Raw genomic sequence first — 9,277 nt, 5'->3', positions numbered from 1 at the left:
CTACGTGCCAAATGTCATTATTTGGCCGCATATGAGGGATGACATTTGTCATAGGGTCTGGCCATAAGATCATGACATTTGGCACTGCGACCCCAAAAATCGCCATGCTATAATGCGGACGGGCAACTGACCCATGACCACCGCAAGGAATGTCTATGCATGTCCACGAGGCAGCCACGTTTAGCGCCAGCCAATCCAACCCGTTGTTAAATGCAGTCCACGACCCCGAGCATGGAAGTGGCGGCTTGACGATTAAACGGATTTTACAAAGTGTGGCGTTGTTGTGGATAAGCTATTTTTTGATTTTAACGGGCCTTGATTGGGTTTCATTAATCTCACGACCAGGCGCCTATCCCTTGCCATGGTTCTATTATGTAATTCATATGGCTTTAGCGGGAATTGTATTTGGCTTAGCCAGCTGGGATGCGGCCCAACGGACTTTAGGCCGCTGGTTTATGCCGCTAATTCTGGCGCTGATCTCGGTCGTTCCAATCGCTCTTACTCCGCTGATTACAAGCGGCCAAGGCCCAATTAGCGCCGAGCCTGGTTTGGTCGTTCTGCGTCTATGCCCGATGTTATGTGTGGCCGTTGTGATGGTTGCATGGACGTATAGTTGGCGTCAGGTTGTGTGGTTTTGTTTTGCCACGGGTGCGCTGATTTTGGGGCCTATTTTGCTGCGCGCGCCACGGTTTAGCTCAGCAGTTGCAATCACAATTGTGCAAACCAGCACCTTTTTGGTTTTTGGCTATGCGCTCTCGGCGTTGATGCAGCGGCTTCGTTTGCAGAATGCGGCCCTGCGCGAGGCCCATGCTCAGCTGCGTCATTATGCAGGCACCCAAGAACGACTTGCCATCAGCCGTGAGCGCAATCGGGTGGCTCGGGAGTTACATGACACCTTGGCTCATGCGCTGAGTGGCTTAATTGTTCAGTTGGAGGCTGCCAAACTGTATCGCACGATTGATCCACAAACCAGTCATAGTTTGCACGATTCAGCTTTGGAGGCAGCACGCCATGGACTTCAAGAGACGCGCCTTGCCTTGAAAGCCTTACGCTCGCGCCCACTCGACGATTTGGGGCTTGCGCTGGCCGTTCGCCAATTGGCGGAGCAACTGGCTGCCACCAACCCACTTACGCTTGCGCTTGAGATTCCGCCCTTGCTTCCACCCATGGCGCTTGAGATCGAAACCTGTCTCTATCGCGTGGCCCAAGAAGCCATTCGGAATACGATTCGGCATGCGCAGGCTCAACAGCTGCTGGTGCAATTGAGCCACGATGATGGCGACCTCTGCCTAACGGTGCGCGATGATGGATGTGGCTTTGACCTTACGGCCACACCACTCAACGGCCATTTCGGCCTTGCAGGCATGGAAGAGCGGGTTCAGGAACTTGGCGGCACGATCTTCATAACCAGTAGGCCCAATGCAGGAACCTGCGTCACGGTGCATTTTTATGGAAAGGGGTAATTGATGATCAAGCTCGTAATCTGTGACGATCAGGCGGTCGTGCGTGATGGCCTCTCGATTATGCTCAATCTTGACCCCGATCTTAAGGTGGTTGCTACCGCGAGTAATGGTCGTGATGCAGTCCATCTCAGTGCTGAATGGGAACCAGATCTGGTACTTATGGACCTCAAAATGCCTGTTATGAATGGCATTGAAGCCACCCGCCAGATTCGGGCGAACCAACCAAGCGTGAAGGTGCTTGTCTTGACAACCTATGATGATGATGAATGGTTATTTGAGGCGATTCGGGCTGGAGCAGCAGGCTACTTGCTCAAGGACTTGGCCCACAGCGACTTGGTGACTGCGATTCGCGGCACGGTTGCAGGCAATGCCTACGTCGACCCGCATGTAACTGGCCGCTTGCTGAATCAGGTTGCCCAAGCGCGTAGCAGCCCAGCAACAAGCCAATTGACCCAGCGCCTAACCGAACGAGAGCGAACGGTTCTCAATCTGATTGCCAAGGGCTATACCAACGCCAGTATTGCTGACGATCTTCGGCTTTCTGAAGGCACAGTCCGCAATCATGTGAGTACGATTTTAGCCAAACTTGAGGTTGGCGATCGCACCCAAGCAGCACTCTTAGCGGTTGAGCATGGCTTGCATCAGCGTGACAGCATCTAGCATCGGCCTCGATCCATAAGCGCCATAGAATGCTTTGGGGCAACGAGCTGGCCTATTGCGCGTGCTCAATGTGCGCTTCGTTAAATTAACTCATGATCGGCTGGCCCCGATTTAAGCTAAACGCTATGCACAGATTTCCCCACCTAGGCCGCTAGGCCACGCTTCAGTGCTCCCCAAAAGCTAGAAATTTCTGGCAAATTGATAGGCAAACTCTGCACCATTCATCTGCAGCTCCTATACTTAATCAAGCTGCTTCGTTAAACTATCCTCAGCATGAAGCTCAATATGGAACTTCATCAGCGTCCATATGTTGTATGTGGAATCGATTGAGGAATTGTTATTAATGGAAAGACTTGAACTCCAACTTTCGCCAATCGCCGAAACCGTCTATCGCCAACTTGGCTGGACTCCAGCGCGCGATGTTGATCCTACAGTGCATCTTGAGCACATTGTAGAAGCGACGTATCCGCTATTTCCGCTGGCTGAAGCATTTTTACGCCAATTTGGTGGCCTAACAACCTTAGGTAGCCATAATCGATTTATTTTTGCTGATCAAGTTTTTGAGCATCACGGAATTCCCTATCGGCTTTGGCGAATGTTTGAGAATTTCATTCCTGCGTATTCTCAGCATGCCGATTATGAAGCTGCGCCCTACTGGCTTAACCATCCGTTGATTGTCGATTATGGGCGTTTGATTTGCCCAATTGGCTCGTATGATGTGGGAAGCACGATTTTTTTGACTTCTGATGGTTGGATTATGACTGGCCAATTCTACAATATGCGTTGGGGTGGTTTGGCTGATGTGGCTAAATCGGCTTTGAAAATTTGGGGAACCACGCCCAGCGAGGGCTTGAATGCCTTAGCTGAGTATGCAGTTTTGTTTGATAATGTAGCCAAGGAGTAGCCATGATTAAGCCAATTATTGATTCACTGTTGTTAGCAGCAGGCTGGCAGTCAGATGCACAGATCGATCCTGAACCATGGCTCTATGAGCTGCGTCAGCAGCAATACCCAATCTTTCCCCAGCTGATTGAGTTATTGAGCCGTTATGGTGGTTTTCAGTTCAATAGTGCAACTCTAGCCCAGCCATGGCCGCTCGATGCAAGCTTGGAAGCGCTATTTGCATGGACTGATGACCCAATTGAGATTCAATTACTGCCACAGCTGGCCCCAGCATTTAGCGAGGCAGCCTTTTGGTATTCTCATACCTACATCCGGCTGAGTGGTTTGCAAATTGCCCCAATTGGCAGAATTAAATGTCCAAATCGAAATGAGAGTTCGCTATTTGTGCTTTCCAATGGGCAAATTATGCTTGAATCAACGTCATATTATTATCATCTTAAAGGTTTATCTTTGCTTGGGGCAAATTTGCCGCTTGCGCTGCACCGGCTTCTGCAATCGTTTTTGTTGATTCAAGCAATTAGCGAAGAGCTTTGATTTTGAATCATCAATGCAGCATCAGCGTGCATGGCCTCAATGTTGCTTGATGAACAAGCAGTTAGGCGCTCGCAAAATGGAACCGCGAAGTACATTTGAGCCACAGATGACCACAGATTAGGTTCCCAAAGCCAATAGCTAATCGCCTAATCTCTCTTCGCCACGAATTACCCGAATTACACGAATGATTGTTTGATTGCTGTTCCCATATCCCCAAGCCAATAGCCAAGAGCATAGCTGAGGCAGTAGGTGTTAGGGATCAGCGGCCAGTAAATCGGAGAGATCACCAATTCTGTGATTAATCGCTCTTGACACTTATGACGCGCTGTGTTATATTCTTGATAACGCAACGCGTCATGACATCGAAACAACAACACATGCTATAAAAAAACTGCCGCTTGGCGGTTTACCCAAAGGAGCGATCTATGACGATCATTCGCCAAATTGCTGACACGACTGAAAAACAAGTCAAAAGCGCCCAAAAAGTTGCTCGCCGTTCATGGTTGGCAGGCTTGGGGATTGCAGGGTTGGCCATCGATAACGGTGAAAAAACCTTCAAAAAATTGATCAAGCGCGGCGAAAAAGTAGCCGCAGGAGTTCGCGGCGATTTGAAAGATTTGAATGTGCGCCTCCGCCGCGAGCAAAACAATTTGAATAACGATGTGCAAGATGCTAGCCAAACTGTTGAGCGCGGTGTAAGCGATGTCTTGGAAAACTTGAACATTCCTTCACGCAAAACCTTGCGCGTGCTCGATACCCGCATCGCCCAACTTAACGCCCAATTGCGCGAACTTGGCAGCGATGGCAGCATCGCCCCAGTTGCCAACTACGAAAATCTTACTGCCGAAGAAATTATTGTTTTGTTGCCAACTTTGAGCCTTGATGAACTGTTTGCTTTGGAAGCCTACGAAAGCAGCCACGCCAAACGCGTCACCGTTCAACGCGAAATTGAACAATCGGTTGCCAAACACCTGACCGTCGATGGCGAAATTCGCGAGCCATTTGCTGGCTACGAGACCTTGCGTGCTGAAGAAGCCATTGCCAAGCTCGATGGCTTGGGCATCGCCGAATTACATCACGTCAAATTGTTTGAAGCCAGCCACGCCAAGCGCATTACCGTTCAACGCGAAGTTGAACGTCGGATCGAAGCGCTTCGCGGCTAATTTGGCGCGGTGCTATACTGAAACAACTGGTGAGCGATAGGTCAATCCAAAGGAGTTATTGTAATGGCTGATGAAATCGAAGTAAACTTGAATGAAATCAAGAAAGATGCTGACGATCGTGGCGTGCCATTTGTCGATGGTGTGCGCAAATTGATGTTGGCTGCTGTTGGCGCTGTCGCCATGACCCGCGACGAAATGGAACAATTCGTTGGTCGCTTGGTCGATCGTGGTGAAGTTGCCGAACGCGAAGCTAAAACCTTGTTGAATGATGTGCTTTCGCGCCGCAAACGCGAAGTTGAGCATGTTGCCGATGAAGCTGAATCACGGGTTGAATCACGGCTCGAACAAGTGCTTAACCGCATGAATATTCCATCAAAGCGCGATATTGACGAGTTGAGCGACAAAATTGCCCAACTTTCGGCTCGGGTGGAAGAATTGAAGAAAAGCCGCAACGCCTAACCCCTAGGCCTGCTGCTTCGCAAAGTGCAAATCCCCCTTGAATGGCAAAAAACCATTCAAGGGGGATTTTTGCTTCTCAACCAAGCTGTATCTGGTGTTATGATGGGCGCTAGCACGCTTTACATTGCTGGTTAAATTCAAGCAATCTGATGGGGGTTGGCATGATCGAGCAAATCCAACGCTTCTTGCGGTATCCTGAGTTGATTCATGGCGTTTCAACCCGCCAAGGTGGGGTCAGTAAACCACCCCATGCAACCCTCAATCTTGGTTTTTCGCGGCCCGACGATCCCGCTGCCGTCTTGGAAAATCGCCGCCGCTTTGCAGAACAGGTTGGCTTTAACTTGGATGATGCGGTTTTGGCGGGCCAAATCCATGGCACGACCGTCGCTGTGGTGGGCGAATTGCAGCGCGGACGCGGCGCGAGCGAGCGCGAAACAACCTTGCCGCCAGCCGATGGCTTAGTCACCAACCAGCCTGGGCTGGTGCTGTGGGCCAATTTTGCCGATTGCACACCATTGCTCTTTTTCGATCCGATTGCTCAGGCGGTTGGCGTGGCTCACGCTGGTTGGCAAGGCACAGTTAATAATATTGCCAAAGTGGTCATCACAACCATGCAAGCCCAATTTGGCTCCGAGCCAGCCAACATTCTGGCAGCCATCGGCCCAGCGATTGGACCATGCTGCTATGAGGTCGATCAGCCAGTGATCGGCGCGGTTGAACAAGCGTTTGGTGAGCATTCGACCCATGTGTTGTTGCGCCAACTTGGCAAACAGCGTCCGCATTTTGATTTATGGGCGGCAAATGCCCATTGGTTGCTGCAAGCTGGCATTCAACCTGCCAACCTGATTAACATGAATTTATGTACAGCTTGTCATAATGATAGATTCTTTTCACATCGTCACGAAGCCGGAGCTACCGGTCGCTTTGCTGCGGTGATTGGTCTATGCGAGGTACGTCATGCCGTTTGATCAGGCTCAATTGTTGGAACAAATTGCCCAGATTCAGCAACGGATCGACCAGGCTGTTCAGCGCAGTCAGCGCGATCCTGCCAGCGTTCGCTTGATTGCGGTCACCAAATCCCACCCAATGCTGCGGGTCAATGCAGTGTTGGCGGCTGGCATTCACGATGTGGGCGAAAATCGGGTGCAAGAGGCCGAGGAGAAAATTGCCCTGCAAACGCCCGCGGCACTTGCTGAAACTCGCTGGCATTTAATCGGCCATTTGCAACGCAACAAGGCGCGGCGCGCTGCCAAGCTTTTTTCATTAATTCATTCAATCGATAGCCTTAAATTGGCCGAAATTCTCAACCGGATTGTTGATGAAGAAGCGGCGGTAATTCCGCAGCCCTTGCCAATTTTGCTGCAAGTCAATGTTTCTGGTGAGCGCTCCAAAGATGGCTTTGCCTTAGCTGGTGGCCTGCGCAACCCTGCGTGGCGCGAGTTTGTGGCCGAAGTTCGGGCGATCGCTCAATTACCGTTGATCGATTTGCAGGGCTTTATGACTATTGCGCCCTATTCTGATGATGTTGCGGGCGTGGTGCGGCCATGCTTTCGAGCCTTGCGCGACGTGCGCGATGCGCTTGAGCAGGAGCTTGATCGCCACTTACCAGAGCTTTCGATGGGCATGAGCGGCGATTTTGAGGTGGCTATCGAGGAAGGCTCGACGTTTGTGCGGGTAGGCACTGCGTTGTTTGGCGCACGCTAAATAACGGCCTACTACAAGCTATGCTAAAATTGGAATATTCTAATTTTAGTATTTGGAGCATTTGCTCATAGTGGTAGAGATGGCTATGCGTTCGATCCAGCAAGCGTTTGAAGTTCGTTATTCGTATCCAGTGCATTGCACTCATAAACTTTTTGACCGAGCTAACCCATGTTTAGCGTCTATATTTGCTCCAGCGCTGAGCCAGCCCAAGCTTTGGGTTGTGCTTGATCAAGCTGTGGCTGAGCATCACCCGACCCTCTTAGCCGAGATTGAGGCCTATGCCCAAGCTAGTCAAGCCTTTGAATTGGTCGAGCCAAGCCTGGTGCTGGCTGGCGGCGAAGCGATTAAACATAGTAGCGAGCCATTACAGGCAGTCTATGCAGGGATTAATCGCTATGCGATCGATCGCCATTCGTATGTGATGGCGATTGGTGGCGGGGCATTAATCGACATGGTTGGCTATGCGGCGGCAACCGCCCATCGTGGCGTGCGCTTGATTCGCGTGCCAACCACGGTTTTGGCTCAAAACGATGCAGCAGTTGGGGTGAAAAATAGTATCAACGCCTTTGGCAAAAAGAATTTTCTAGGCACGTTTGCGCCACCCTACGCTGTGCTCAACGATAGCCACTTTCTGACCACGCTCAGTGAGCGCGATTGGCGTAGCGGCATTGCCGAGGCAATTAAGGTGGCTTTGCTCAAAGATTCTGCCTTTTTTGCCACGATTGAGCAAACGACATCGGCGCTTCAGCAGCGCGATTTGGCGGTAATGCAGGATCAGATTTTTCGCTGTGCCGAGCTGCATCTTGCTCACATTGCTGGTGGCGACCCGTTTGAGCGTGGCTCGGCGCGCCCCTTGGATTTTGGCCATTGGGCAGCGCATAAACTTGAATATCTCAGCGATTACAATTTGCGTCATGGCGAAGCAGTAGCGATTGGCATTGCGCTCGATTGCACCTATAGCTATTTGCTGGGTGATTTAGCTGAGCCTACTTGGCAACGGGTGTTAAATTGCTTAACTGCGGTTGGCTTCGATCTTTATCACCCAGCCTTGAGCAGCTATCTTGAGCAGCCAATGCATCCCCAAAGCCTGTTGAGTGGCTTGACTGAGTTTCGTGAACACCTTGGCGGCCAATTAACCATCACATTAATTCGTGACATCGGCCAACCCTATGACGTTCATACAATTGATTTAAGCGTTATGCAACAAGCCATTCGCTCTTTAGCCGAACGCGCTTGAAACGAGGATGATATGCAGATTGAAGGCTCTTGCCCAAAGACCCAACGTGAATTAATCGAGCTTGAATTTATTGAGCATCGGACCAAAATCTTAGATATTGCTGCCTTTTTGGATCGCTTTGATCGTTCGATTGAGCACAATGCCAACGACGATTTTCGAATCAAGGCTTTTCGCGAAGCGCTTGCAGCGCTCAATAGCAGCGAATTTGGCCGTGTCGAACGGATTCAAATGTTGTTGAGCGATCTGAGTAGCGAGCTACGCGCTGAACGCGATGGCCAAAGTGCTTATGGCGCTGCCAAGGAGAGCGAGCAATGATCAACTATATCGATTTGCATGCGCATATGGTTTCGCGCACCACCGATGATTATCATGCCATGGCCTTGACTGGCTGTGTTGCGGTGACTGAACCAGCATTTTGGGCTGGCTATGATCGGGTTTCTGCCAGTGCCTTTGCTGATTATTTTAAACATTTAACCGAGTTTGAACCACAACGCGCCGCCAAATATGGCATTCAGCATTATACCTGGCTCTGTTTGAACCCCAAAGAAGGCGAAGATCGCGAACTAGCGCGTGAAGTTTTGGCAATAATCCCACAATTTTTGGAGCGCCCAAATGTGCTGGGAATTGGCGAAATTGGCCTAAATCGAGTGACCCGCAACGAGCTAGCCACCTTTATCGATCATGTTGAATTGGCGCTTGAGCACAATCAATTGATTCATATTCACACCCCGCACCTTGAAGATAAATACAAAGGCACCAAGGCAATTGTAGAAACCTTGGCTAGCAACAGCCGCATCGACCCCAGTCGGGTGTTGGTTGATCATGTTGAAGAGCACACGATTCGCATGGTGCTTGAACATGGTTTTTGGGCGGGATTGACGCTCTATCCGATGACCAAAGTTTCGCCAGGCCGCGCGATTGATATGCTCGAAATATATGGCACTGAGCGTTTATGTGTCGCTTCAGCCTGCGATTGGGGTCCAAGTCAACCGCTGGCAATTCCCAATTGTATGTTTGAAATGCGCCGCCGTGGCCATTCACAGCAATGGATTCACGAGGTGGTGTATACCAATCCCAGCCGCTTTTTGAGCCAAAGCCCCAAATTTAAGCTCGCGCCACTTGCGCAAGCATTGGCCGATTAAAGATCAATATTG

General features: G+C 50.4%; 11 protein-coding genes. All 11 read left to right on the top strand.

Annotated features, from left to right (window positions below; genetic code table 11):
• The first annotated feature begins 155 nt into the window (after positions 1 to 155).
• The 11 genes from SE18_RS01255 (at position 156) to SE18_RS01205 (ending at position 9,265) form a co-directional block, all read left to right on the top strand.
• Entirely contained in the window at positions 156 to 1,463 is a 1,308-nt protein-coding gene (locus tag SE18_RS01255) for a sensor histidine kinase (RefSeq protein ID WP_054532601.1), read from the top strand.
• Positions 1,464 to 1,466: 3 nt separating this feature from the next.
• Entirely contained in the window at positions 1,467 to 2,123 is a 657-nt protein-coding gene (locus SE18_RS01250; protein ID WP_083469644.1) for a response regulator, read from the top strand.
• A 343-nt stretch (positions 2,124 to 2,466) separates the two neighbouring features.
• Positions 2,467 to 3,027, top strand: coding sequence for an SUKH-3 domain-containing protein (locus SE18_RS01245; RefSeq protein WP_160319453.1), 561 nt, complete (start codon positions 2,467 to 2,469; stop codon positions 3,025 to 3,027).
• Positions 3,028 to 3,029: 2 nt separating this feature from the next.
• On the top strand, positions 3,030 to 3,560 hold the full coding sequence (locus SE18_RS01240) for an SUKH-3 domain-containing protein (RefSeq protein ID WP_054532598.1): 531 nt from the start codon (positions 3,030 to 3,032) through the stop codon (positions 3,558 to 3,560).
• A 425-nt stretch (positions 3,561 to 3,985) separates the two neighbouring features.
• Positions 3,986 to 4,723 carry a phasin family protein gene (locus SE18_RS01235; RefSeq protein WP_054532597.1) on the top strand — a complete coding sequence of 246 codons (738 nt, stop codon included), beginning with the start codon at positions 3,986 to 3,988 and terminating at the stop codon, positions 4,721 to 4,723.
• Between the two features lie 63 nt (positions 4,724 to 4,786).
• A complete protein-coding gene (locus tag SE18_RS01230) occupies positions 4,787 to 5,182 on the top strand; it encodes a phasin family protein (protein WP_054532596.1) in 396 nt (131 codons plus the stop codon).
• A 161-nt stretch (positions 5,183 to 5,343) separates the two neighbouring features.
• Positions 5,344 to 6,150, top strand: a complete 807-nt coding sequence (pgeF, locus tag SE18_RS01225) for a peptidoglycan editing factor PgeF (protein WP_160319452.1) — start codon at positions 5,344 to 5,346, stop codon at positions 6,148 to 6,150.
• Positions 6,140 to 6,886 (top strand): YggS family pyridoxal phosphate-dependent enzyme, encoded by a 747-nt coding sequence (locus tag SE18_RS01220; protein ID WP_054532594.1) that lies wholly within the window; start codon positions 6,140 to 6,142, stop codon positions 6,884 to 6,886. Before pgeF ends, SE18_RS01220 begins: the two co-directional genes overlap by 11 nt.
• A gap of 79 nt (positions 6,887 to 6,965) precedes the next feature.
• Positions 6,966 to 8,123 carry a 3-dehydroquinate synthase gene (locus tag SE18_RS01215; RefSeq protein WP_054532593.1) on the top strand — a complete coding sequence of 386 codons (1,158 nt, stop codon included), beginning with the start codon at positions 6,966 to 6,968 and terminating at the stop codon, positions 8,121 to 8,123.
• A 12-nt stretch (positions 8,124 to 8,135) separates the two neighbouring features.
• Positions 8,136 to 8,438 carry a hypothetical protein gene (locus SE18_RS01210; protein WP_054532592.1) on the top strand — a complete coding sequence of 101 codons (303 nt, stop codon included), beginning with the start codon at positions 8,136 to 8,138 and terminating at the stop codon, positions 8,436 to 8,438.
• A complete protein-coding gene (locus SE18_RS01205) occupies positions 8,438 to 9,265 on the top strand; it encodes a TatD family hydrolase (RefSeq protein ID WP_054532686.1) in 828 nt (275 codons plus the stop codon). Before SE18_RS01210 ends, SE18_RS01205 begins: the two co-directional genes overlap by 1 nt.
• The last annotated feature ends 12 nt before the right edge of the window (positions 9,266 to 9,277 follow it).

Origin of the sequence: Herpetosiphon geysericola, from assembly GCF_001306135.1 — a bacterium.
In the GTDB taxonomy this organism is placed as follows: Bacteria; Chloroflexota; Chloroflexia; order Chloroflexales; family Herpetosiphonaceae; genus Herpetosiphon; species Herpetosiphon geysericola.
Note: the sequence above shows the minus strand (reverse complement) of the source record. Positions and strands in the feature narration are given on the sequence as shown.